20 protein-coding genes and 2 pseudogenes are annotated in these 24,212 nt (G+C 70.1%); 14 read left to right on the plus strand and 8 right to left on the minus strand.

Annotated elements, in window-relative coordinates; translation table 11 throughout:
- Window positions 1-20 precede the first annotated feature (20 nt).
- Window positions 21-512 (minus strand): hypothetical protein, encoded by a 492-nt coding sequence (locus CP977_RS33225; protein ID WP_109184847.1) that lies wholly within the window; start codon window positions 510-512, stop codon window positions 21-23.
- 147 nt (window positions 513-659) lie between these two features.
- Between CP977_RS33225 and CP977_RS33230 the strand changes: the two genes are divergently transcribed.
- Entirely contained in the window at window positions 660-989 is a 330-nt protein-coding gene (locus tag CP977_RS33230; RefSeq protein WP_062760244.1) for a hypothetical protein, read from the plus strand.
- A 111-nt stretch (window positions 990-1,100) separates the two neighbouring features.
- On the opposite strand, the gene CP977_RS33235 is transcribed toward CP977_RS33230, so the two are convergent.
- Both CP977_RS33235 and CP977_RS33240 read right to left on the minus strand, forming a co-directional pair.
- Window positions 1,101-1,637, minus strand: coding sequence for a hypothetical protein (locus CP977_RS33235; RefSeq protein WP_183953391.1), 537 nt, complete (start codon window positions 1,635-1,637; stop codon window positions 1,101-1,103).
- A 139-nt stretch (window positions 1,638-1,776) separates the two neighbouring features.
- Window positions 1,777-2,211, minus strand: a complete 435-nt coding sequence (locus CP977_RS33240; protein ID WP_062760248.1) for a DUF6892 domain-containing protein — start codon at window positions 2,209-2,211, stop codon at window positions 1,777-1,779.
- Window positions 2,212-2,552: 341 nt separating this feature from the next.
- Between CP977_RS33240 and CP977_RS33245 the strand changes: the two genes are divergently transcribed.
- The 3 genes and pseudogenes from CP977_RS33245 to CP977_RS33255 form a co-directional block, all read left to right on the plus strand.
- Window positions 2,553-7,241, plus strand: a complete 4,689-nt coding sequence (locus CP977_RS33245; RefSeq protein ID WP_152371401.1) for a DUF6531 domain-containing protein — start codon at window positions 2,553-2,555, stop codon at window positions 7,239-7,241.
- Between the two features lie 18 nt (window positions 7,242-7,259).
- Window positions 7,260-7,748, plus strand: a complete 489-nt coding sequence (locus tag CP977_RS33250) for a hypothetical protein (RefSeq protein ID WP_062760252.1) — start codon at window positions 7,260-7,262, stop codon at window positions 7,746-7,748.
- Between the two features lie 122 nt (window positions 7,749-7,870).
- A pseudogene (locus tag CP977_RS33255) lies at window positions 7,871-8,362 on the plus strand (metallophosphoesterase family protein); the annotation flags it as partial.
- Between the two features lie 129 nt (window positions 8,363-8,491).
- On the opposite strand, the gene CP977_RS33260 reads toward CP977_RS33255, so the two are convergent.
- Complete coding sequence (locus tag CP977_RS33260) at window positions 8,492-9,121, minus strand: class I SAM-dependent methyltransferase (protein ID WP_109184849.1); 630 nt, start codon at window positions 9,119-9,121, stop codon at window positions 8,492-8,494.
- A gap of 36 nt (window positions 9,122-9,157) precedes the next feature.
- On the opposite strand from CP977_RS33260, the pseudogene CP977_RS33265 reads away from it, so the two are divergent.
- The 9 genes and pseudogenes from CP977_RS33265 (at window position 9,158) to CP977_RS33300 (ending at window position 18,838) form a co-directional block, all read left to right on the plus strand.
- A pseudogene (locus CP977_RS33265) lies at window positions 9,158-10,069 on the plus strand (IS5 family transposase).
- A 71-nt stretch (window positions 10,070-10,140) separates the two neighbouring features.
- Window positions 10,141-10,686, plus strand: coding sequence for an exonuclease SbcCD subunit D C-terminal domain-containing protein (locus tag CP977_RS33270; RefSeq protein WP_229991483.1), 546 nt, complete (start codon window positions 10,141-10,143; stop codon window positions 10,684-10,686).
- Window positions 10,686-12,002: an AAA family ATPase gene (locus CP977_RS35055; protein ID WP_229991450.1), complete on the plus strand. Its 1,317-nt coding sequence runs from the start codon at window positions 10,686-10,688 to the stop codon at window positions 12,000-12,002. Before CP977_RS33270 ends, CP977_RS35055 begins: the two co-directional genes overlap by 1 nt.
- Complete coding sequence (locus tag CP977_RS35060) at window positions 11,999-13,705, plus strand: SbcC/MukB-like Walker B domain-containing protein (protein ID WP_229991451.1); 1,707 nt, start codon at window positions 11,999-12,001, stop codon at window positions 13,703-13,705. The genes CP977_RS35055 and CP977_RS35060 overlap by 4 nt, the downstream gene beginning before the upstream one ends.
- Before the next feature lie 187 nt (window positions 13,706-13,892).
- Entirely contained in the window at window positions 13,893-16,052 is a 2,160-nt protein-coding gene (tap, locus tag CP977_RS33280) for a telomere-associated protein Tap (RefSeq protein ID WP_152371403.1), read from the plus strand.
- 115 nt (window positions 16,053-16,167) lie between these two features.
- Window positions 16,168-16,725: a telomere-protecting terminal protein Tpg gene (tpg, locus tag CP977_RS33285; RefSeq protein ID WP_109184851.1), complete on the plus strand. Its 558-nt coding sequence runs from the start codon at window positions 16,168-16,170 to the stop codon at window positions 16,723-16,725.
- 585 nt (window positions 16,726-17,310) lie between these two features.
- Window positions 17,311-17,970 carry a glycosyltransferase family protein gene (locus tag CP977_RS33290; protein ID WP_152371404.1) on the plus strand — a complete coding sequence of 220 codons (660 nt, stop codon included), beginning with the start codon at window positions 17,311-17,313 and terminating at the stop codon, window positions 17,968-17,970.
- A 268-nt stretch (window positions 17,971-18,238) separates the two neighbouring features.
- Window positions 18,239-18,460: a hypothetical protein gene (locus CP977_RS33295; protein ID WP_062760277.1), complete on the plus strand. Its 222-nt coding sequence runs from the start codon at window positions 18,239-18,241 to the stop codon at window positions 18,458-18,460.
- A 6-nt stretch (window positions 18,461-18,466) separates the two neighbouring features.
- Window positions 18,467-18,838: a hypothetical protein gene (locus CP977_RS33300; protein WP_062760280.1), complete on the plus strand. Its 372-nt coding sequence runs from the start codon at window positions 18,467-18,469 to the stop codon at window positions 18,836-18,838.
- A gap of 331 nt (window positions 18,839-19,169) precedes the next feature.
- On the opposite strand, the gene CP977_RS33305 is transcribed toward CP977_RS33300, so the two are convergent.
- Complete coding sequence (locus CP977_RS33305) at window positions 19,170-20,120, minus strand: helix-turn-helix transcriptional regulator (RefSeq protein WP_152371405.1); 951 nt, start codon at window positions 20,118-20,120, stop codon at window positions 19,170-19,172.
- 65 nt (window positions 20,121-20,185) lie between these two features.
- Here CP977_RS33305 and CP977_RS33310 point away from each other — a divergent pair, with 65 nt between their 5' ends.
- Entirely contained in the window at window positions 20,186-20,560 is a 375-nt protein-coding gene (locus CP977_RS33310) for a VOC family protein (RefSeq protein WP_062760286.1), read from the plus strand.
- Window positions 20,561-20,892: 332 nt separating this feature from the next.
- Here CP977_RS33310 and CP977_RS33315 read toward each other — a convergent pair whose 3' ends face one another.
- From CP977_RS33315 to wecB, 3 genes are all read right to left on the minus strand, one after another.
- Window positions 20,893-22,272 carry an XrtP-associated glycosyltransferase gene (locus CP977_RS33315; RefSeq protein WP_152371406.1) on the minus strand — a complete coding sequence of 460 codons (1,380 nt, stop codon included), beginning with the start codon at window positions 22,270-22,272 and terminating at the stop codon, window positions 20,893-20,895.
- A gap of 98 nt (window positions 22,273-22,370) precedes the next feature.
- Complete coding sequence (locus CP977_RS34325; protein WP_159057832.1) at window positions 22,371-22,517, minus strand: hypothetical protein; 147 nt, start codon at window positions 22,515-22,517, stop codon at window positions 22,371-22,373.
- A gap of 118 nt (window positions 22,518-22,635) precedes the next feature.
- Window positions 22,636-23,775: a non-hydrolyzing UDP-N-acetylglucosamine 2-epimerase gene (gene wecB, locus CP977_RS33320; protein ID WP_062760289.1), complete on the minus strand. Its 1,140-nt coding sequence runs from the start codon at window positions 23,773-23,775 to the stop codon at window positions 22,636-22,638.
- Window positions 23,776-24,212: the final 437 nt, after the last annotated feature.

Consider the following 24,212-nt stretch of genomic DNA (forward strand, 5'->3'; position numbering starts at 1 on the left):
GCACCCCCGGGGCGACGAAGTCACGCGTCGCGCTTGTGGAGCACACCCAGACAGTGCTGCTCCGGACCGGACACGTGGTCGCCCCGGCGCGGCGGGAAGAACACCGCGCAGACGCCGGCAGGCCGGGTGAGGACGCTGGACTGCTCCCCGAACGTGAGGAGATCGTCGACGTCGTGACGGCAGCCGACCGCGTCGAGGCCGGCGATCAGCTCCTCACGGAGCACCGTGGACGGGTACGACTCGGAATCCGGCAGGACCAGGGGCGGCAACCTGACCGCTGCGCCCGGCGAGAGCCTGATCCACGGTCCGCTCACGCTGTGCCGGGTGACGACCAGCTCCAGACCGCCCCAGGCGTAGGGGTAGCCGTCGACGTCGGGCCCCAGGAGACGGATGGCGGGATGCGGACGCCCCGGGCCGAGGAGGCCTTCGGCCTCGGACAGCGGCATGCCGCAGTGAAGGGGACCGATCCGGCCGGTCCGGGCGAAGTCGACAAGCAGACTCATCAAGGTCACGACGGTGACTGTGTCACCTCCGGGCGCCCGCCCTCACCCGAATACCGGTCGCGGAGTACCGACCGACCTCGTGCCGCCCCTTCGGTCTTGTCGAACCCCACGAAAAAATGGTCGAGTTCACCCCGGCCGGGCCGTACTCTGACCGGCATGGCCCACGCGAAGACCTCCTACGTCTGCCTGCCCTGCCGGGCCTCCTACAAGCAGCCCTACCACGGTGACCACGACCGGCTCTGCCCGCGCTGCGCCGAGCCGCTGATCCACGTGGGTTCCGCCTTCGCACCGCCGCGGCGACGCGACACCGCCGCCTGGCGGACCCTGTCGGTACTTCTGAACGCCGGTGTCCGCTTCCACAAGAGCTGCTGCGGCGGCCCCGGCTATCGCCCGCGCACACTCGGCGAGGTCCGCGAGCGGATGGCCTACGCGCGAAGGACCGGTGAGCCGTTCGCGCGTGCGTTGGTGCGCCAGGAGCTGCCGTAACCCCGGGCACCGTGACCTCGGCGAGCACGCGGGTGACAAGGACCGTGTCCCTCCTGACCGCGCTCACCGGGTGCGAGCGGTCCTCACCAGCCGTCGGGAAGACGCGTGCGGTTATGGACGGGTCGTCCCCGGGAGGCAGGTGACCGTCGGGTTGTACGTGGTGAACTGGCCCTCGGGGTTCTTCTTCCACAGCCAGAGATGCAGGGCGTAGTGGACGGGCTGCCCGGGGAAGTTGCCGCGGTTGGGGCCCTTGAAGGGCACCCCGAACATGCTCGGCCGGTCGTCGTCCGTCGTCAGGTTCTGGTCGCGGTCGTGGACCAGCCACTCCACGCCGACGAGCCGCTTGCCGCCCCTGCCGTCGTCCTCGTAGAAGAGGGCGGTGGGCTTCGCCGGGTCCGTCGAGTTGTCGTAGGCGTGGTTGAAGTGCGGGTATCCGAGCGCGCCCGTGCCACCCGCCCGGTCGAGGACGCAGTACCGATCGGGCTTGTAGCCGGCCCGTACACCGTTCGCATGGTGCTGGTACGGAGCGGTCGCCCGATAGGCGACCGCCTTGTCCGCGGCCGCCCTGCCGGGCTCGGATCCGGCGGCGGCCGGCCCCACGGCGAGCGCGGCGGCGCCGACCAGGGCCAGGGCGAGCGTACGGGCCATGTGCGAACTCCTCGACGACGGTGGGCGCGCGGATGCCCCACCAGCCCTTCCCCCGTCGGCCCCGCCTCTCCCACGAACAGTCCGGACGGAGGACGCCCGACCGGGCGACCCCCGGCCCGCCGAGCGGGTGCGCCGGGGCTCAGTCGGTCTCGATGCCGCGCGAGGCGAAGACCTCCGCCGCGTCCGGTACGGCCAGGACGCCGTCCTCCACGAAGGTGACCTCCCGCAGGTTGGGCAGCAGGGCGAGGTCGTCGAGCGAGCGGACGTCGAACAGGTCGTCCTCGCCGTCCCAGGCGGGGGCACAGTGCCGGAAGACGTCCGCCCCCGCGTCGAAGCACAGCTCCTCGACGCGGGCGAGCAACTCGGCCGGGATCTCCAAGGCCTCGAAATGGGCCCGGGACTCCGGCAGCACTTCCGCGTGGAGGCCGTTCTCCAGGACGTAGGACGCGGGATCGCCGATCCCCCGTTCGGCCAGCCGTGCGGGCAGGTCGTAGACCGGGAGGAGCGGCTCGGGGCCGTACATGAGCTCCTCGATGACGAGCAGCTTGAGGTTGAAGTCGCGGAACTGGCTCATGGCACATGAGTACCACGGAGGTACGACACGGGTTCTCCCGGTGCGAACGGCGTCCGGCACCGCACACCACCACAGGCCGGGGCACGGGACGGTACGACTCGCGGGGCAGGCCCCCTCCCTTCTCCCGCGGAGACGACACGCCTGCGCGTCGGGATCGCGCAGAAGGCCGACGATCATGGACGAGACCGGTCGGAGTCCCGGCCGAGGCGTGGTGGGAACGTGCGAGGAGCATCCGCTGCGGGCGGCCGGGAACCGCCCGGGCCCTGTCGGTCGTCCCATGACATGGTGGATGATCTTGTGCTGTTCGAGCCGCTGTGCCGGGATCCGGAGGTTGTTGCGTCGTGGGTTACACGATTCCTGAGGGCGTCGACACGATGCTCGACGTCGTGGGTGTGGGCTGGCCGAACGTCGACGAGGACGCGTACCGCGACATGGCGGACTCGCTGCGCGAGTTCGCCGACGACGCGGACGACGACGCGGGGGTCGCCTACCAGCACATACAGACGCTGCTCTCCTCCGGGCAGAGCGAATCGCTGACGGCCCTGGACAAGCACTGGTCGAAGGTGCAGGGCAAGCACAAGGATCTGGCGAAGGCCGCCCGGACGGTCGCCGGCGCGCTCGACCGGGTCGCGGACATCATCGTCGCCCGAAAGATCGCCGCGGTGGGCGAACTGGCCGACCTGTGCGCGACGGTGGGCATCACGCTGGCGTTCGCGCCGGTGACAGCCGGCCTCTCGACGCTGCTGGCCGGCGCGAAGATCGCCGCCACCCGCATCGCGTTCAAGCGGATCCTGAAGGAGATGGCGGAGGCGGCCGTCGCGGAGATCGTCGCCACGCTCACCGAGCCCGCCGTCGCCGCGATCGAGAACATCGTCGCCGACCTGGCGATCCAGACCGCGCTGAACGTGGCAGGCGTGCAGGACGGCTACGACGCCGACCGGACCGCGCAGGCCGGCAAGGACGGGCTGCGGATCAATTCCGCCGGCGGCCCCGCCGGCCCCGGACCCGGCGGCGGCCCGGAGATCGACCACCACGCGCACAGCAAGACCGGCACGCACCTGGCCAACGTGCAGATCTCCATGCAGACCCGGGCGGGCAGCAAGCTCGGCAGGGCCAGGAGCCACCACGGCCGCGCCAAGGGCAAGGACTCTCTGACCGCCGTTCTCGACACCACCATCGAAGGCGTCACCGAGAAGCTCACCAAGGCGCTCAAGGACCTGGGCGACCACGTCGGCACGAAGGTGCCGGACGCGCTGGGGAAGAGTTCCAGGACGCACAAGGACACCGACGGCGACGTCCGCGACCGCGTCAGGGCCATCGCGACGAAGGACGGCAAGGACACGAGCGGCCTCGACGGACTCAAAGGGAGGTCCGAGGAGACACGTCGCCGCCCGAAGTCCCTGCGGGAAGCGGGGGAGCGGACCCGCGAACTCGCGGCTTCGCTGTTCAAGCGGCGGTGCAAGACCGACCCCGTGGACGTCGCGTCCGGAGAGATGGTCCTCACCCAGACCGACGTCTCGCTCCCGGGGGTCCTGCCTCTGGTGCTCCAGCGCACCCACATCTCGAGCTACCGCTTCGGGCACTGCTTCGGCGCAAGCTGGGCCTCCACCCTGGACGAGCGCCTGGAGCCGACCGGCACGGGCGCGGCCTGGGCCCGCGAGGACGGCTCGGTCCTCTTCTACCCCCACCTGCCGGCGGAGGGGGAGGAGGTCCTCCCCCTGGAGGGGGACCGGGTGCCGCTCGTCTTCGTCGAACGCACGGCGCTGGGCAACGTCACGTACGAAACCCTGGACCGGCATTCGGGCCTCGCGCGACGGTTCACCGGCAACCCGTACAAGGGCGGCGGCCTGTACTGGCTGTCCGAGGTGGAGGACCGCAACGGCAACGCCTTCCGAATATCGCGCGGCGAGAACGGGCTGCCCTCGTCGGTGGCGCACGCGGGCGGGTACCGGCTCGCCGTCTCGTCGGACACCTCACTGGGACGGATCACCGGCCTGTCCCTGCACACGCCGGACGGACCGGTCGAGGTCACCGCGTTCGGCTACGACGACCAGGGACGACTGGAAGCCGTACGGAACTTCTCCGGGGACCCGCTGCTGTTCACGTACGACGACGAGCAGCGCGTGACGTCGTGGACCGACCGCAACGGGCACACCTACCGGTACCTCTACGACGCGGCCGGCCGTGTCGTGCGGACCGTCGGCCCCAGCGGCGCGCTGTCCTCCCGCTTCTCCTATGACGACGCCGAGCGCACGACCCGCTTCACCGACTCCACCGGCGCGGTCACCGTCTCCCGGCTCAACGTGGCCGGCCAGGTCGTCTCGGAGACCGACCCCTTGGGGAACACCGTCCTCCGCGAGTGGGACCAGTACGACAACCTGCTCTCCCGGACCGACGAACTCGGCAACACCGCAGAGTTCACCTGGGACCAGTACGGGAACCTGACGTCGATCCGACGCCCCGACGGCACCGTCGTCACCACCGCCTACAACGACTTCGACCTGCCCGAGGAGATCACCCGCCCCAACGGCGCGGTGTGGCGGCAGCGGTTCGACGACCGCGGCAACCGCGTCTCCCTCACCGCCCCCGACGGCACGTCCTCCTCCTACCGTCTCGACGTCCGCGGTGCCGTCGTCGAGGAGACGGACCCCACCGGGGCGGTCCGGCGGATCGAACACGACAGCGCCGGCGTCGCCCTCGCGGTCACCGACCCGCTCGGACAGCGTTCGACGGTCGTACGGGACGCCTTCGGCCGTCCGCTGCGCACGACCGACCCGAACGGAGCCGTCACCGTCATGGAATGGCGGGCGGAGGGCTGGCTCTCCCGCCGCGTCCACCCCGACGGCACGGAGGAGTCCTGGACCTGGGACGCCGAGGGCAACTGCCTCTCGCACACCGACCCCCGGGGCGACACGACGAGGTTCGAGTACACCCACTTCGACCGCCTCTCCGCCCGCACCGGAGCGGACGGAGCGCGCTACGAGTTCGCCTACGACACCGAGCTGCGGCTCACCGAGGTGCGCAACCCGCAGGGCCTCACCTGGACGTACGTCTACGACGCGGCCGGCAACACCGTCTCCGAAACCGACTTCGACGGCCGGACCACCACCTACGCGTACGACGCGGCCGGCCGCCTCGTGCTGCACACGACACCGCAGGGCGACGAGATCCGCACCGCGTACGACGCGTGCGGCCGGGTCGTGTCCAAGGACGTGGCCGGCCGGATCACGCGCTACACCTACGACGCCGACGGCGAACTCCTGAGCGCGGCCTCGCCCACCTCGACGGTGACATGGGAACGGGACGCGCTGGGCCGCGTCGCGGCGGAAACCGTCGACGGACGGACCATACGGTTCCGGTTCGACGCCGCAGGGCGAACCGTGCGACGGACGACCCCCTCGGGAGCGGTCTCGGAATCCGTCTACGACGCCGTGGGCAATCGCACAGCCCTGCGCGGCGGCAGCCACACCCTGGCGTTCACGCACGACCCCTGCGGTCGGGAACTGACCCGCACCATCGGCAGGCACGCCCCCGCGCTGACGCTCACATCGGCCCGGGACGCGGCCGGACGGCTCACCTCGCACGTGCTCTCCACGCCCGAGGAGACGGTACGCGCGCGTTCCTTCGCGTATCGCGCGGACGGCTTCCTCGAGCGGACGACCGACGAACTCCGGCACACCAGTACGCACTTCGCACTCGACACGGTGGGACGCCCGGTCCGGGTGACGGCGGACGACTGGACCGAGACCTACACGTACGACGCGGCGGGCAACCAGACCGAGGGCACGTGGCCCGACGCCGCCCGCCGGACCGGAGCCCGGGGCCCGCGCACCTTCGAGGGCACGCGGCTGCTGGCCGCCGGCGACGTGCGCTGCGAGTACGACGCCGCGGGCCGTACCGTGCTGCGGCAGCGGACCCGCCTGTCGCGCAAGCCGGACACCTGGCACTACACCTGGGACGCGGAGAGCCGGCTGGTCGCCTGCCGCACCCCCGACGGAGCGCTGTGGCGGTACACCTACGATCCGCTCGGCAGGCGCACCGCCAAGCACCGCATGTCCGAGGACGGCGCCACCGTGCTCCACTCCGTGCTCTTCACCTGGGACGGCACCCGGCTCGTCGAACAGACCGACACCGCGAACGACATCACGCTCACCTGGGACTACGACGGGCGCGTGCCGCTGACCCAGCGGGAGAGCCGAACCCGTCGGCACGGCGCCACCGGCGAAGACGCCGAGACGGACTCCCGCTTCTTCGCGATCGTCACCGACCTGATCGGCGCCCCGACCGAACTCGTCGACGAGCACGGCCACGTCGGATGGCACGCCCGGTCCACCGTGTGGGGCAGCACGCTGTGGAACCGGGACGCGGCGGCGTACACGCCGTTGCGGCTGCCGGGCCAGTACGACGACCCGGAGACCGGGCTCTACTACAACTGCTTCCGCCACTACGACCCCACCACCGCGCGTTACGTCAGCCCCGACCCGCTCGGACTCGCGGCCGCGCCGAACCCGGTCGCCTACGTGTCCAACCCGCACGCCTGGATGGACCCCGAGGGCCTGAAGATCGCCAAGGGCTGCACCGAGTCGGGCGGCTGGTACAGCGGGATGACACCCGCCAACCTCAAGGACGACGACGGGAACCGGCGCACGGACGTCGACATGGAGATCAACCACATCCCGGCGAAGAACGCCTACGCCCATCTCGACGAGCCGGGCTTCCGGACGAACGCGGACGGCGGCGGCGCGGGAATGGGACCGGCCATCAGAATGGAGTACGACGATCACCGTAAGATGACCAGCACCGGATCGAGTCACAAGTCGATCAAGTGGCGCGCCGATCAGAGAGCGCTGATCGACGCGGGGCGGTGGGACCTGGCGATGAAGATGGACATCGACGAATGCCGCCGCAAGTTCGGCACCAAGTACGACACGCACATCGCCGACATGATCGCCAGTCTCGAGAAGAACCGAAAGTTCCAGAAGATGCTCACGAAGCGCGGCTGGACGATCGACTACGACATTCTCAAGTAGAGCACTCAAGGAGCACCTGTGGACATCGTTCTGGACCCGCCTCGCGCCGCCGGCCCCGTACGACTGGGAATGTCCCTCGACGAAGCGGTCGCGGCGGTGGCCCCGTGGGGACCCCACGAGATCGAGCAGGACGACGACGAGAAGACGATCTACACCTCCTGCGGCAACGTGCGCGTCAACATCCTGCTGGAGGAGTCGGGCGAGTCGGTCACCGCGGTCGAACTGTGGTGGCCGGGCGAGGGCCGGGAGGCCGACGCGCGGGTCCTGCTCGACGGCGACGACGTCTTCGCCACCCCCGCCGAGGACCTCTTCCGGCGGGCGGCCGAGCGCGGCTGGACCGTCGACACGTCCGACCCCGAGTACCCCTTCGTCCCCGGCGTCTCCCTCGGCTTCACCCGCCGGACCAGCCAAGAGGTCCCCCGCACCGCACAAGGACTCCCGGTCCACGCCACCTCTGTCCTGGTCGCGGGCGAGCACTACTACGACTTCCGCCTGACCGATCACTGACCGCCCACGCCGAGAAGGCTCGGCACCGCAGATCTTCGTGAGCCACCGCCGGGAAGGAGACACCCCAAAGGGGTATTCATCATGAAATCCGCCTGCGGTGCCGGCCTTCGTGGTTACGGTGTGTGCGCACGAGGATCCTGCACACATCCGACTGGCACCTGGGCCGTCAACTTCACCGCGTGCCACTCATCGACGAGCAGCACTGCTTCCTCCGGTTCCTCGTGGACACCCTCCGGGAACGCCATGTGGATGCCGTGACAGTGGCGGGCGGACGTGTTCGACCGGGCCATCCCGCCGACCTGCGCGTGCCGCTGGTGATGATCAGCGGCAACCACGACTCCCCGCGCCGGCTCGGCGTCAACGCCCGCCTGATCGAGCGCGCCGGAATCCACCTCCGTACCGCAGTGGACGACTGCGCCCGCCCGGCCGTCCTGCACGATGACCACGGACCGGTGGCCTTCTACGGTCTTCCCTACCTCGAACCCGGACTGTTCCAGGCTCATCTCGCAGCGGACAAGCCCAGTCACCAGGCCGTCCTCGGAGCGGCGATGGACCAGGTACGCGCCGACCTCGCCACCCGCCCCGGCACCCGGTCGGTCGTCCTCGCCCACGCCTCAGGACCTGTCCGGCCATGATCCGCCGGACAGGCCCTAGGGCCTGTCTGACAATCTCCGTCGGATCAGCGAGCGCCCGCCTGGCCGGCAGCCCGGAGTGACCACCCGGCGGGCATTGCCGGGCAGGACCTACGAACGGCGGGCCAGCAGGTGGGAGTCGAGGAAACCCCGTTCAGAGGCCGGATCGTGGAGCAGCCGGGCGAAGGGAACAAGCCCGGCACCGGCAAGCAGTTCGGCGAGGCGGTCCGCCGGCCAGCTGTAGGCAGGTGTCACCTTGTGGTCGAACTGGACCGGCTCCGGTCCGTCGGTCCCGAAGAAGGAGACCAGGAGCAGGCCACCCGGAGCCAGGACGCGTCCCTGCTCGGCGAGCAGCTTCGGGAGTTCTCCCGGAGGGGTGTGGATCATCGAGTAGTGGGCCAGTATGCCGCCGAGTACGCCGTCTTCGATCGGCAGGGACTCCATCCGCGCCTCCTGGAAGCGCAGTGCCGGATGGGCCCGCCGGGCGTGATCGACCATGCCGGGGGAGAGGTCGAGTCCGAAGGCGTCCAGGCCCAGTTCGTGCAGCATGGCCGTCAGATGTCCGGGCCCGCACCCGACGTCCGCTGTCTGCAGGTTGCCTGTCGCGCGAACCAGTTCGGCGAAGGTGCCGATCATGGCCCGGGCAAACGGTTGTGTCTCCAGCCGGTCCGCGAACAGTGATGCGTACAGCTCGACGACTCCGTTGTAGGCCGCCCTGGTCTCGTCTTGATGATTCGCCACAGGCGGGACTCTATAGCCGGTCTGATCATTGATCTTGTGGCAGGTCGAGGTGAGCTGACGGATGCGGCGTGGGAGCGAATAGAGCTTTTGTTGCCGCGGGTGGGCGGACACGGTCGTCCGTGGTGTGATCACCGGCAGGTGGTCGACGGGGTGCTGTGGCGGCTGCGGACCGGGGCTCCGTGGCGCGATCTGCCCGAGCGGTACGGCCCCTGGCAGACCGTCTACGAGCGGTTCGCCCGCTGGGAAGCGGACGGGACCTCGGCGAAGCTACTGGAACACGTCCAGGTCCGCGACGACGCAATGGGCCGGGTGGAGTGGACCGTCGCTGTCGACTCCACGATCAACCGAGCTCACCAGCACGCAGCCGGCGCCCGTAAGAAGGGGCCGCGTGCGGGGACGAACCGGAAGATCCGGGCCACTCGCAGGCGCGCCAGGCCCTCGGCCGATCCCGGGGCGGGCTGACCGCCAAAGTTCATCCCGCCGTCGACGGCCGCGGCCTCCCGCTGTCCATCACCCTCACACTCGGCAACGTTAACGACGCCACCACCTTCGGCCAGGCCCTCGACAGCATCCGCATCCCGCGCGCCGTTACGGGCCGACCTCGCACGACACCGACGCGGGTGCTGGGCGACAAGGCATATTCCAGCCGGGCGATACGCCACCTGCTGCGGCGCCGGGGCATCGTCGCCACGATCCCCGAACGCCGCGACCAGGTGGCCAACCGCCTGCGACGCGGAACCCGCGGCGGCCGCCCACCCGCCTTCGATAAGGAGATCTACCGCGATCGCAACGTGGTCGAACGATGCTTCGCCCGCCTCAAGCAGTTCCGTGCGATCGCGACCAGGTTCGACAAACTCGCCACCCGTTACCGGGCCGGAGTCGTTCCGGCCTCGCTGATCCTCTGGCTTCGCGAAGCAACCGGGTGATCATTTGTCAGACAGGCCCTAGTCACCGGCGCCGAACCCAGTGACAGCGAACGCGACATCACCGCCGGCGGCGTCCCCTCCGTCAGCGCCTTGGTGTTCGACGGCATCGACTGCGTCGCCCTGGGCCACCTGCACCGCTGCCGGAAGATCACCGAACGCATCCGCTACAGCGGATCGCCCCTGGCCTACTCCTTCTCCGAAGCAGACCACCCCAAGGCGATGTGGCTCATCGACCTCGACGCACAGGCCCGCCTGACCGCACAGCCGATCCCGTGCCCCGTACCGCGCACCCTCGCCCGTCTCACCGGCACCCTGGACGCCCTGCGCACCGAACCCGAGCACACCGAGCACGAACGCTCCTGGCTCCACATCACCCTCACCGACCCCGACCGCCCGCACATGGCCATGGAACGCCCCAAGGAGCGCTTCCCCCACACCCTCAAGCTCAGCTTCACCGCCGGACACCACACCAGCGACGAGTCCTACGGCACCCGTGTCAACGGCCGCAGCGACCACGACATCACCCTCGGCTTCGTCGAGCACGTGACCAACGTTCCCGCCACCGCCCCGGAGCGGGATCTGTTGAGCGAAGGACTGGAAAGCGTCCGTGTCCAGGTCGCGGCACGAGAGGCCCGCTGATGCACCTGCACCACCTCACCGTCCAGGTCTTCGGCCCCTTCGCCCGCACCGAGACCGTCGACTTCGACGCCCTGGCCGACAACGGCCTGTTCCTCCTGCGCGGCGACACCGGAGCCGGTAAGACCAGCGTCCTCGACGCCGTCTGCTTCGCCCTCTACGGCACCGTCCCCGGCATCCGCCCCACCCACCGCCTGCGCAGCGACCACGCCCCCACGGGCACCCGTACCACCGTCACACTCGACTTCAGTTCCGCCGGCCGCCGCCTCAAGATCACCCGGACTCCCAAGCAGGAGCGCCCCAGCGCCCGCCCCAAGTCCGGCTTCGTCACCGACGAAGCCACCGTCCAGCTCCATCAGCACACCGGAACCGCAGACGGCCACGACCAGTGGGACCCTGTCTGCGCGAGCCACCAGGACGCGGTCCGGGAAATCGAAGCCGCCCTGGGCCTGAACAAGGAACAGTTCTGCCAAGTCGTCCTCCTGCCCCAGGGCGACTTCGCCAAGTTCCTCCGCTCCGACGCCAAGGACCGGGCCACTCTGCTGCGCCGCCTCTTCGGCACCGACCGCTTCCAGGAACTGCAGACCTGGCTGACCACCCGCAGCAAGGACACAGGCAAGAAACTCGACGAAGCCCTCACCGAGGTCCGCCGGCTGGTCGAACGGATCGACCAGGAGACGCACACCCTTCACCCTCAGGACGGCGAGACTCCCACCCGCCCCACCGCCGACGACCCCGCCGCGATCCTCGCCTGGACCCAGCAGCTCCTCACCCTCTCCCAGAAGGCGTCCACCGCGGCAAAGGCCGACGCCGAACACAGCGACGTCGCACACGACGAGGCCAAGCGCAGCCACGAAAAGACGACCGACCTCGCCGAACGACAGGCCAGGCACCACGGCGCCCGCACCCGCCGTACCGCACTCGACGAACAAGCCGCCGACCACGCCCGGCTGCGCGAAGAACTCGACCGAGGCCGAAACGCCCGGACGGTACAGCCCCTGCTCGACGGCCTGGACCGCGCGGCTGCCGCACTGGAGGAAGCCCGTGTCGGCGAAAACCGGGCCCGGGCCCTGCTCGCCCCGGAGCACCAGCAGGACGACCTGCACCACCTGGGCGTGCACCTGGAGCGACGGCGCACCGAACGAGGGCGGATCGAAAGCCTGATCCCCAGCGAACGGCTCCACGCCGAGCTCGGCACCCGGCTCAACGGACTCGCCGCCAAGGAACAGCAGGCACGTGAAGACCTCGACGAGGCCGAAAGTGGCTCGCCCGGTGGCCGGCAGAAGAGAACCGGTGCGCCAGCGCCCTCGACGCCATGAACAGGGCGACGGACAGTATCGCCCACCTCGAGCAGGCCGTCCGCGACGCCGCCGCCCGCAACGAGGCCGCACTCCTGCGCGACGGCCTGGCCACACGCCTGACAGCCGCCGCGAAGGAGAAGGACAGCCGCGCCACACAAGCGCTCCGGGCAAAGCAGGAGTGGCTCGAACTGCGAGAACGCCGCCTCGACGGCATGGCCGGAGAACTCGCCGCCCAACTCGCCCCCGGAATACCCTGCACCGTCTGCGGTTCCCCCGAACACCCGGCCCCGGCCCGCCCCCGGGACGACCAACCCACACGCGAGGACGAGAACAAAGCCCGGACTCTGTACGAGCAGACCGAACAGGCCCTCGCGGCAGCAGACCGCGAGCACGTCGACCTGGCCGAACAACACGCCATGGCCATCGGTTCCGCCGGCACCACCCCCGCGGCCGAACTCGCCACCACCCTGGAAAACGCCCGTACCGCTCACAAGGAAGCGTGCGACACCGCCGCCGGCCTGCCCGCCGCACAGGACGAACTCGCCCGCCTGCGCACCGAACACGATGTTCGAACTCAACTGCACCAGGAAGCAAGAGACCTGCTGACCGAGTGCCAGACCCGCAGCCGGGCACTGGCCCAGCAGCAGGCAGGCCTCGCCCACACCCTCGACGACGCCCGCGCCGGCCACCCCGGCCTCACCGCACGCCTGGCCGACCTCGCCCGCACGACCGAGCACCTCGACCACACGATCGCCGCCGCACAGGCCACCGCGGACGCCGAAGCCCGCCACCACGACGCGTTCACCACGGCGGAGCGGACGGCCCACAGCGCCGGCTTCGCCGACCTCGACGACGCGGCCGGAGCCCTGCGAACCCCCACGCTGCTCCAGCAGTGGGGCGACGATCTCGAACAGTGGGGGAGGGAGGACGCCGTCGTCACCAGCCTCCTCACCGATTCCGGCCTGGTCGACGCAAGCCGCCGGCCCGCCGCCGACCCCGCTGCCACGGCTCATGCCCTCCAGCAGGCCGAAGCACGTCTCAAGGAGACCGCAGGCGTCTCTCGCCGGGCCGAGGAGCGGGTCACGGCACTTGCCGAACTGGCCGTCGGCGTCGAAACCCGCCTCGCCGACCTCGAACCACTCCAGCAGTGCCATCGCATCGCCGATCGCCTGGCCTCCATCGCCTCGGCCAACACCGCCACCAACACCCTCAGCATGGAACTCGAGGCCTACGTCCTCGCCGCACGCCTCGAGGAGATCGCCGCCGCCGCCAACACCCGCCTGCAGAACATGACCTCGGAGCGCTACCTCCTGGTCCACAGCGACGAAAAGGAAGCCGGCCGTCGCGGCCGCCCGAAGGCCGGGCTCGGCCTGCGCGTCCTCGACACCTGGACCGGCACCGAACGCGAGACCTCCACCCTGTCCGGAGGCGAGACCTTCACCGCTTCCCTCGCGCTCGCCCTCGGCCTTGCCGACGTCGTCACACAGGAAGCCAGTGGACGCCCCCTGGGAACCCTCTTCATCGACGAAGGTTTCGGCACCCTCGACGAACAGAACCTCCAAGATGTCATGGACGTCCTCGACCAGCTCAGGGCGGGAAACCGTACCGTCGGGATCGTCAGCCACGTCCCGGAACCCAGCCGCCGCATTCCCAGCCAGCCCAACGTGAAGAAACACCGCGACGGATCCACCCTGCGCCCCCGCGCCGGTGCCGACCTGTAGCACCTGAGGGTGCACCGCATGCCTGTCGGCGCAGCCGTGCGGTGCACCCTCTTTCGAAGAAGGAAAGAGGCTGTTCGAAGCTTCGGGGCTGTCTCCCGTCCGGGCTGCCCCTCACACCTTGAGAACCCTCCGACAGGGTTAAAGTGGCAGGTTAAAGAATGGGTTAAATCCTGTTAGTGTCTGCGGCATGGGTCTTAGTGAGGAAGAACTGCTCGCCGCTGCTGACGAGTTGCTGGCGGAGGCGCCACAGCTTCCGTCCCCGGCAGAGCGCGCCCGCCTGCGCGAGGCGGCCGGGATCACCCAGGCCCGTCTGGCCGCCGCGCTGAAGACCACGACACAGACGATCAAAAATTATGAGAACGGCAGGAGCGAGCCGCGCTCGCCGCGTCTGGAGGCGTACCAGCGGATCCTGAACGGCTGGGCGGCCAAACACCCCGCACACGGCACACCGCCGGCGGCCCCGGCCACGCAGCCGCAAGCGCCGACCGCATTCACCAGACCCGTCGCACCCGCCCCGCGGACCGATCCCGTCACGTCGATGCCGGCCCGCGCCACGGCGAACACCACCGAGCATCCGACCGAGCCCGGCCCCGAGCGCAGGCACCTCGCGGCCCCACGGCTGTCGACGGGAGGTGAAACGCGAGAGGAAACGGGAGGGAAAACAGCCCCGGCCGCGCTCGACCCCCGCTTCCCGGCCGGACCGCTCGCCGTCCTGGACGGCGACGGGACCGCGTACGGCATCGGCGGGATTGTGCTGGACTGCCCGGCGACCACGATCGTGGAGCTGGTCGAGTGGACCCTCACGCGGTCCGGTCTCGGCGCCGCCAAGCTCCACCGCTACGGCACGGACTCAGACCCCCTCGTCGTCCTGACCGCGGCCGCGGCCGCCAAGTTCGGCCTGCCCGAGCGACTGGAGGACCGCCGCGGCCTGCGCCTGCCCCAGGACCACCCGGTGGTCGCACAGGTGACGAAGGCCAAGTGGCAGCTCACCCAGCGCGGCTTCGGCCCTTGGCCCCGTATCTACCGCAAGGCCCAGGGGCGCGACCGCCAGTGCGTCCAGCTCGCGATCCTGCCCTGGGACGCCCTCGACTCCCGATCCTGGCCCGGCGTCAACGAGGCGGAGATGCACCCGGCCGACATCGCCCGTGTCCTCGGCGTCTACGCACAGCGCGTCATCACCCCCCGCGGCTCCACGGCCGTCTCCGGCCTGGAACTGATGACCGCACTACGCCCGCCGACCCGCCCCGTGCGCGACGAGGAGACCGGCAACTGGACCCGCGGCCACCACGCGGGAAGCCTCGGAACCGACCCCCTGCCACCAGCACCCCCGGAAGCCCGTCCCGAACACCCCGTCGTCGTCCGTACCGGCTGGACGGGCGGCTTCGTCAACGAAGAGGCCTACCAGTGGGTCCGCGACATCGACCTCCTCACCGGCGAGGAGGCGGCCCTCCCGTACGCGGTCGGTCTCGACCTCAACACCGCCTTCCTCGCCTCCACCGCCCGCCTGACGGTCGGCCTCAGCGAACCCGACCACTTCGTGCGCCCGCGCTTCTACCCCAAGGCCACCGGCTCCTGGCTCGTCGACCTCTCCCACGTGGAGCTCGACCCGCGTCTTCCCTCGCCGTTCACGCCGACCGGCCGGCGCCCCACGGGCCCGGCCTGGTACCAGACCCACACCGTCGTCTACGCCCAGGAGCTCGGCTACGACGTCGACATCCTGGAGGCGTACCTGCGCCGCGAAACCGGCGCCTACCTCGACCCGTGGCACGACCGGCTCAAGGCCGCCTACGCACAGACCCTGGCCGACCTCGGCGTCACCCCCGACCTCACCGACGAGGCATTCCTCGCCGCGATGGAAGTCCACAAGCAGGTCGACCCGGCGATGGCCGCCGTCCTCGCCGCGATCAAGGCAACGGTGAAGGGCGGCATCGGCAAGCTCTTCGAGGGCCCCCAGGGCGCGGGCTACAAGGACGGCGAGGAATGGCCGGCCATGAAACGCCCCACCTGGGCCCCCTGGATCCGCAACGCGATCATCGCCAAGACCCGCGTCAACATGCACCGCAAGCTCACCAACATGGCCAAGTTCACCGGCATGTACCCCCTCGCGGTCCTCTCCGACTGCGTCGTCTACCCCACCGCGAGCACCAACCCGCTCGACTTCCTCCCCTACACCGAGTCGGGCAAGCCGATCCCCGGCGCCTTCCGCCTCGGCCCCACACCGGGCCGCGCGAAACTGGAAGGCGCACAGTCGATGACATGGGCGGTCGACCTGATGGAACAGGGCTACAACCCCGCCCGCCACATCAAGGGCGACGGTCACGACGCCGTCATGGACGAAGGCGAATGACCCCACAGTTCCCACGGTCCTCACAGCGTCCACGGCACCGCCCCGCACCGAACGCCGACGAAGGCCATACCCTCCTACCCCGCCCGACCGCGACCCTCGACGGGAGTCGAACCAGATGACCGGAGAAATCGACGACGCCCTCAAGCGTGCCGACCAGGAAAACTTCACGAGGGAGCCCCCCAAGACCCTCCAGGGCCGCATCAACTACCTGATCAGACAACTCAGCACCGCCAAGGCCGTCGCCGCGGAGATCGGCGTCACCCCGGACTCCGTCAACCGCTACCGCCGCGGCGCCCGAAAGAACCCGCCCGAGGACATCGCCGCCCGCATCGAAGAAGCCGTCAAAACCCGTTGGCAGCCCGGCGTCCGCCGCCGCCGACGCCGACAGGCCGCCACCACCGGCATCAAGATCTCCACCCGCGCCCGCTTCGGCTACACCGCCCCCATCGGCACCACCGACGACGGCCGCCTCCGCCGCCTCACCCTCAACCTCCCCGCCCCCTACGCCCAGCGCCTCTTCCAGGCCCAGGAACAGGGCCTCAGCGACCAGCACAAGCGCGCGATCGTGGCCGAGGGATTCAAGGAGGTCTACTTCCAGGACAACGGCGCCCGCGCCGCAGGACTCTCCGAAGTCAGACTCACCGACATCGACTACCTCGACATCGAGTACTGAGCCAGAGCTCGACTTCCAACTGCCGGACCGCATCCGCACGCTTGTCCCTGAAGCCCGCGCAAGCCCTGTCGCTGCTCTGAAGGGATGCTCCCGAGAAGCCTACGGAGCACACCCGCCGTCGTCCGGTCTTCCTGAATTGCGGCTGTGGTCGGAGTGGCATTCGCCTGGATGAAGAAGTCGATGCGGCCGCGGGTCGGAGAATTTCGGGCCGCGCACCGGCGGGTCGAGGCATCATTTACTGACGTCTCGTAAGGATGAAGGGCTCTTTCCGTTCTGATCTACGCTTTTCGTGATGCCCGTGGAGTCTGGTACGGGGATCCTGACGCCGCCATCCAGGATCTCCGGCCGGGCCGCGGCGTCCTGACCCTCCCGCCCACGGCGCCAGGCCAGAACGGGGGCCTGTTCGACGGCCGGCAGGTCGAGGTTCTCTACGCGACGTGCGAGTTGGAGGCGAGCCAGACGAGCTACCGGCTCGACGACGGTGAATCCTTCGCGGCTACCTGGCACGTCCACGAACTACTGTCTCCGGCCTACCAGCACGCGCTCACGGCTCCCGCCGCATCGCGGGATGCGACGACAGTGAGGTTGGAGATCGACACCTCACGCCGCCGCTACAGCCTGCAGGCCGACCTCCTGGCTGAGGGCCGTGCCGAGATCACTGTCGTCGTCTGCACCTCCGACGGAGTCATCCGTGGCGAATTGACCGGAGAGGTGGACACGTGCGACCTCGCCGAGATCGGCCGCCTTATCGCCTCCACTCCTGTCACCCCCGGCGGGCAGGCGACGCCGTCTGTCACTTCTCCGCCCCCGGCCAAAGCCACCCGCCACGGCCAAGGGTGGGGCCCAGAAGCCCTTGCCCATCTGAAAGAGCACCACCGGGCAGGCATGAGCCCGGAGCAACTGGCGGAGGAACTCGGGCGCAGCGAAAAATCCATCCGCTGGAAGCTGTACGACTTGAAGCTCATCCCTTTCCCCGGCGACCTGGTGCCCGGTCCACGTACCCCGGTCGAGCCGGAAGCGCCCAAGGCGTACTCCGTGGAGGCGAAGCGGCAGCTGCACCCCAACGCGTACAAACCCTGGGATCCCGAAGACGAAAAGCGGCTCGCCGAACGTTGTGCCCAAGGTGCCTCTCTGTCCGAGCTGTCGCAGGAATTCGGCCGCAACGAAGGTGCCATTGCCTCCCGGCTGCTGAAGATCCAAGCGAAAGGGCCGGCCGCCGATGATGCCTGGGAGTACGGCGGGTAGACCGACACCAAGCTGTCTACGGCTGTCCGAGTGCGCCTCGCCGGGTTTCGCCTGCGTTCTGATCCGCCCCGCCGCACCGGTTCTCTTGCTTACGGCATCGGTCCACATGGGGCGGGGAGAGCGAGTCGCCCGAGCCGGAGAACCCGGACAGCACCGACACCACGGAACCGAAGGGGAGCCCCCTACGTGGTGGCTCCTCGTCCCGTACCCGGGCAGCCGTGACGTTCTCCCCCTGCCGTACTCGACGGGCAGCGGCTACCGTGGAGGTATGGCACGGGAAATCCGCATCGAGATCAGTGACGAGGCGTACGAGGCACTGGAGCGCGTCGCGGCGGAAAAGCACGTGCCCGCCGAGGACTACGCGGGCCGTGTGCTGGACGCCGACCTGACCCGCGCCCGGTTCGTCGAAGGCGCCCGCTCCTTCATCACCGAGCATGGACAGGCCTTTGCCAAGCGGTTCGGCCGCCCTGCCGGCGCCGACGCCGCCTGAGCCCGCGTGTTCCTCCAGATCGACCTGTCCTGGCTCCTCGAGCTCGCCCAGCAGGAGATCCCCGGTGACCCGGAGATCTTCGACTGGGGAGCGCTCGAAGCCGCCCGCGCCCGCCATGCCTTCCGCGTGATGGACGTCCCCGTCTACGAGCAGCCGCACCACCGCGCGGCCGCGCTCCTGGAGCAGCTCGTCCGCGTCCCGGCGCTGGAACACTCCAACGAGCTGTACGGTGTGGTGGTGGCCGCCGCCTACCTCCACGCCTGCGGGCAGCCGGTCGGCGTCACGGCAGAAGAGGCCATCGATCTCGTCGAGCAGGTCGCCGAAGCCCGCATCGACGTCCGGCAGGTCGCCGCCATCCTCGAAGAGTGGACTCGCTGACCCGGCCCGGTCCGGTCGACTCCGTCGACGCTTTTCTGGTACGGCTGGTCAACAGCCCCCTGTCCCCTGCCCGGGACCTGCTCCGTGCCCCCCTCGCCGATCGCCGTCGCTGCCCTGTGGGGCCGTTCCGTCCACGTGCCGATCTTGAAGCGCAAGGTGTGCGGTATCCCGGTGTCGGCTTGGACCTCTCACGCGACGAACGACCCGGCCTCCAGGCTCTCCCACTGCTTGCAAGCCGCCCGGTCACGACCACCGGAAGCACCGGGCGGAACCCACCGGCTGGAAACGGCGACACGACGTTTCGCGTCCTTCGCCCCGGTGGTCGTCGCGTTCAGCGATTGGCCGTCAGGAGGGCCTGGGCGCGCCGGACGAGGGCCTGGCGTACCTCGTCGGGGGACAGCACCGTGAGGGGTGTGGCCAGACCCAGGAGGTAGGTGGCGAGGCAGTCGACGCTGTTGCCGCCGATCCGGACCACGGTGGCTTCGGGACCGTCGGGGCTGTGCGTGCCGATGGTGGGCGGGATTTTCTGCAGGGCGTGATCCAGGGGCAGTGGAAGGCGGACCGTCGTGTAGACCGGATAGACGACGTTCGCGATTCCGTAGGAGACCAGTGCCGCGGCGTCGGGCGGATCGGTCAGGTCGGCCGGTTCGGCGGTGGAGCGCACGCTCACCACCCGGTCGGCGCGGAACGTGCGCCACTGCTGTTTGGCGACGTCCCGGGCGACCAGGTACCAGCGCATGCCGGTGTGGACCAGACGGTACGGGTCGATGGCCCGTACGGAGGCCCGGCCGGCGTGGTCCCGGTAGGAGAGGGTCGTGCGCAGTGCGCTGTGGCAGGCTCGCGCGAGTTCCAGCAGCACGAGCGTGTCGATCTGCGGTTCGCCGGAGCGGGGGGTGTGTTCGAGGGCGCCGTCCAGTGCGCTCAACCGGCCCGAGAGGCGTGCGGGCAGGCCCTGGTGGAGCTTGAACAGAGCGGCGAGGGCCGCCTGCCCGGTGCCGAGGACTCCGCTGAGCGCGGCTTCGCGCAGGGCGACGGCGACGGCCAGGGCCTCCTCGTCGTCCAGGACCAGCGGCGGCATCCGGGTGCCGGGGCTGAGCCGGTAGCCGCCCCAAGGACCGGGCGCGGATTCGACTCCGTAGCCGAGGTCCCTCAGCCGGACGATGTCCCGGCGGACCGTGCGGTCGGTGACCGCCATGCGCTCGGCCAGTTCACGACAGGTCCATTCGGGACGCGCGGACAGCAGCGACACCAGGCGCAGCAGACGAGAGGAGGTCCTGATCACAATCGGCCAGTCTTCCCTACGACCAGGACACGTCCTGTCCGGGTCCTGGCCTACGGTCCCGTCCCATGAACACACCGGAGATCCGTCTGCTTTCCGTCGACTTCGACTGCCTCGACCCGGCCGAGCTGGCCCTCTTCTACGGCGAGGCCCTGGGCCTGCCCGTGCTGTACCGCAGTGACGACTACGTCCTGTTGGGACGGGCGGGAGCGCCCGGACTCGGCTTCATCCGCCAAGAGGGTTTCCAGCCTCCGGCCTGGCCCGACCCCACCCACAGCAAGCAGGCCCACCTCGAACTGGGCGTCGAGGACCTGGACGCCGCACAGGAGAGGATGCTCGCCCTGGGCGCCGTCCTGCCGTCCTTCCAACCGCAGCCCGATGCGTGGCGGGTGCTCCTGGACCCGGCGGGTCACCCCTTCTGCCTGGCGACACACGGAATCTGAGTCCGCCCCGCAGCGCCTTCGCCCGGCGGGCCGGCCGGCGCCGACCGAGAACATCTCCAGGCGGGCATTCACCGTGTCGTCCTGATGCCGACGGTGGCGGATCCGGGCCGGCTCCAGCCCGTAGACGCCCGCGTCGTACGGCCCCGCGCTCTCGCTCCTCCTCCGTCGTCGTTCCGGGCCCGTCGCGCCGCTCGCTCCGGATCGCGCACGGGCGTGGTCACCGGCGCCGGTCGGGTGCCTTCGCGGTTGCGTGCCCGTTGCTTTCAGCCGGTTGGACCGCTATGCGCCGATAAAGACGTTCACATGAGGAGCAGGTACTCAGAACGTGGTGATCAGGCTTCCTTGGCGACGGGACCGCCGGTGGGGGTTTCGGCGTTGCGGCGGGTCTTGGCCCAGCCGTTTCGGCCGCTGACCATTCGGCCGACGGCGCGCCAGGAGACGATGTAGAGGAAGAGCAGGTAGAAGGGGTAGGCCAGTCCCCAGCCGAGGGAGCGCCAGAAGCCGGTTTCAGGTTCGCACTTACGGCGGTAGATGGGGCCCCAGATGACGAACTGGCCGAGCGCCATGGCCGCGTAGAGGGCGATGCCGCGCCAGCCGCCGTCGGCGAGATAGGCGGCGGAGGCTTCGGGACGGCGGTAGTAGGAGATGCCGAGGGCGATCATCGGGATCGGGTAGAGCAACGCGCCGATGAGCTGCAGCCAGGGCTGGCTGAGGAAGAAGGCGAGCTCCAGGAAGCCGATGTTGGGGATCTTGTTGCTGCGCCAGATCGCGGGGATGTAGCCGAAGCACTGCATGACGCCCTGGGCCCATCGGGTGCGCTGGGTGAGGAAGCGTTTGGTGTCGAAGAGGGCTTCCTGCTCGACGTGGGTGTCGGCGCAGAAGGAGTTGATCCAGCCGGCCAGCATGAGGTGGATACCGAGTTCGAAGTCCTCCAGGAGCCGGCCGGTCCAGGGGCGGCCTCGTTCGGCGTTGAGGTCGTCGAGCGCGGACATGCGGACGAATTGGCCGTTGCCGCCGAGGCAGACGGTGCGGGAGGTCTTGCGAGCGTGCTGGAGAGCGGCGACGGGGGCGCGGAACTCCAGGTCCTGCATGCGGATCAGGAGCCGGCTGTGGAAGTTGCGGAGGGCTCCCTTGCCGTGGGACGGCCGCGGGTCGTCGCGGTTCATCATCCGGACCTCTATCTGCACGCCGCCGATCTCGGAGCGTCCGAAGAAGCGGCGGGCGGCGACGTGGTCGAGGCATCCCGGTGAGGGGCGGCCGTCGGCGTCGAAGACGCCGACGATGACGCGGTGGCGGTCGGTGCCGGGCGGAAGCAGCGAGCTGAGCATGTCGTACGCCGCGTTGAGGGCCTCGCCCTTGCCGAGGCGGGCGTGGGGGCGCCGGCGCTGGACCAGATGGACGCCCGGGTCCACGGCGGCCGCCCGTCGCACGATGTCGCCGGTGCGGTCCTCGGAGTCGTCGTCGATGACCCAGACGTGGGCTTCGGGGCAGGAGGCGCGCAAGTAGGTGATGGTGTCGCCGATGACGGCTTCCTCGTCGCGGCACGGCACGAACAGGTGCCACTGGTAGTCGCCGGCTTTTCCGTGGCGCCGCTTGCGGCGCATGAGCAGCGGCAGGATCAGCCCGATGAGGTAGAGCGGGAAGAACACGCTCAGGATGAGGCTGAAGTCGGCCAGCAGACCCAGCAGACCGGAGGGCTCGGAGGACGTCACGGGCAGTTCCTGGTTCGAGTGGTTCGAGGAGGGGGATCGGTACCGGGCGGGGGACCGGTCCGGCCGACGCGTACGGCGGTCGGACCGGCCGGACCGTGTCAGCCCTTGGCGGCCCTGAGACGGGCGGAGCGCACCATCAGCACGCCGCTGAGCACCAGGGCGACGGCCAGGAGGGTCACCACGACCCCCGGCGTCCCGCCCGTTACGGCGAGCTGGCCTCCGCCGATGACCACTCCGGCGCCCACGGCACCTTTTCCTGCCGACCCGTACACGGGTTCTCCTTTCGTCGTGGAGCCGCGCCGACCGTTCCGGCGGGACTCCGGTGGTCGCCGTCGCGCGGTCGGCGCGCCGGCTGCTGCGGGGTCAGCGGCCCGGTCCGGTGCCCGGCAGGGGAGCGCCGTCGGCAAGGGCCGTCGCGAGGGCGTGGATCTGCGCGGAGGCGGTGCCGTCGCCGTACGGGGAGGCGGTGGCCAGCAGCCGGTCGTGCGTGTCCGGGTCCTCGAGCGCGGCACGGGCCGCGTCCAGGAGCGGGGCACCGGGCTCGACGAGCCGGCTGAAGCCCGCGGCGACGGCCTCGGGGCGTTCGGTGCTGGTGCGGACGACGAGCAGCGGCTTCTTGAGTACGGTGGCCTCCTCCTGGATGCCTCCTGAGTCGGAGACGAGCAGGCGTGCGCGATCGGCGAGCGCCAGGAAGGTGGGGTGGTCGACCGGGTCGGTCACATCGATCCGGTCCAGCAGGTGTTCCAGCCCGAGCTGCTTCGCCTTGGCGCGCGTCCTGGGATGCAGGGGCATCACGACGCGTTCGCCGAGCCCGGCGAGCGCGGTGAGCAGCGCCTGGAGGCGTTCGAAGCTGTCGGTGTTCTCGGGACGGTGGACGGTTGCGAGGACGAACGGCCCGTCAGCGCCGTGCTCGCGGACGATGCGGCCGCGTTCCGCGGGGTCCGGCAGCGACATCAGGGTGGCTTCGACGACCGTGTTGCCCGTGACGCGGATCCGCTCGGGCGCCGTTCCCGTCGCGAGGAGGTTGGCGGCGGCCTGCTCGGTGGCGGCGCAGTGCACGTCGGCCAGCACGCCGACGACGAGCCGGTTGATCTCCTCGGGCATGGCCCGGTCGCCCGAACGGAGGCCTGCCTCGACGTGGACGACGGGTATCCCGCAGTAGTGCGCGGCCTGTGCTCCGGCAGAAGTGCTGTTGGTGTCGCCCTGCACGACGACCACGCGCGGCGGGTCGGCGACGAAGGCCCGGGCCAGCTCCGCCGTCAGCTCGCCGATCTGCGCCCCGCGCCCCCACGGCCCGGTCGCGCCGTCCAGCAGCAGATGCGGTTGCGGCAGGCCGAAGTTGGCGAAGAACGTGCCCGAAAGAGCCCCGTCGTAATGCTGGCCGGTGTGCACGATCCGCGCGCGCTCCCCGAGGAGCCGTATCAGTGGCGCCAGCTTGATGATCTCCGGGCGGGTGCCGAGCACCACGGCCACGTCGCGTCTGCCGGGCGGAATCTCACTCATGTCTGGTCCTGCCGCGCACCCCCGAGGGACCGGAGCACGTGCGCGCGGCCTGGTACTCGGAGCCGCACTGCTGGTCGACGCGACGGCCGAGCGCAGCTTATGAGCCACCAGTTGGCTGAAATTACCACTCTCGGCAGTTGTGATCGAATTGTGTTCAACCCGAGAAGGTTCAGTGCCTACGGGGGAGGTGGCCGGGAGCGTCGTGGTGGGCCGGGGCGTCCCGAGGGGGGGAGGGCGGTCATCGGGCAGTCCTTCGCGGCGACGTCCGGGCGGGCTTGGCCGGACTCGACCGCGACGGCCGGCAGGTGGTCCGGGGCGTGGCCGAGGCGTCCGTCGTGGGTGCGGCGCCCGTCCGGGGCGAGCCGGTGCCCCGATCCGAAAAGGGGCGGCCACCCGGATCTCCCCGGGCGGCCGCCCTTCCCCCGTACCCGCCTTCG

The organism is Streptomyces cinereoruber (assembly GCF_009299385.1).
GTDB classification, from domain to species: Bacteria; Actinomycetota; Actinomycetes; order Streptomycetales; family Streptomycetaceae; genus Streptomyces; species Streptomyces bikiniensis.

Bases quoted from the DNA above. Each gene is read 5' to 3' on its own strand.
- CP977_RS33230 (WP_062760244.1), top strand. From the start codon at position 660: ATGGCCCACGCGAAGACCTCCTACGTCTGCCTGCCCTGCCGGGCCTCC.
- CP977_RS33235 (WP_183953391.1), bottom strand. From the start codon at position 1,637: ATGGCCCGTACGCTCGCCCTGGCCCTGGTCGGCGCCGCCGCGCTCGCC.
- CP977_RS33240 (WP_062760248.1), bottom strand. From the start codon at position 2,211: ATGAGCCAGTTCCGCGACTTCAACCTCAAGCTGCTCGTCATCGAGGAG.
- CP977_RS35055 (WP_229991450.1), top strand. From the start codon at position 10,686: ATGCACCTGCACCACCTCACCGTCCAGGTCTTCGGCCCCTTCGCCCGC.
- CP977_RS35060 (WP_229991451.1), top strand. From the start codon at position 11,999: ATGAACAGGGCGACGGACAGTATCGCCCACCTCGAGCAGGCCGTCCGC.
- tap (WP_152371403.1), top strand. From the start codon at position 13,893: ATGGGTCTTAGTGAGGAAGAACTGCTCGCCGCTGCTGACGAGTTGCTG.
- tpg (WP_109184851.1), top strand. From the start codon at position 16,168: ATGACCGGAGAAATCGACGACGCCCTCAAGCGTGCCGACCAGGAAAAC.
- CP977_RS33295 (WP_062760277.1), top strand. From the start codon at position 18,239: ATGGCACGGGAAATCCGCATCGAGATCAGTGACGAGGCGTACGAGGCA.
- CP977_RS33310 (WP_062760286.1), top strand. From the start codon at position 20,186: ATGAACACACCGGAGATCCGTCTGCTTTCCGTCGACTTCGACTGCCTC.
- wecB (WP_062760289.1), bottom strand. From the start codon at position 23,775: ATGAGTGAGATTCCGCCCGGCAGACGCGACGTGGCCGTGGTGCTCGGC.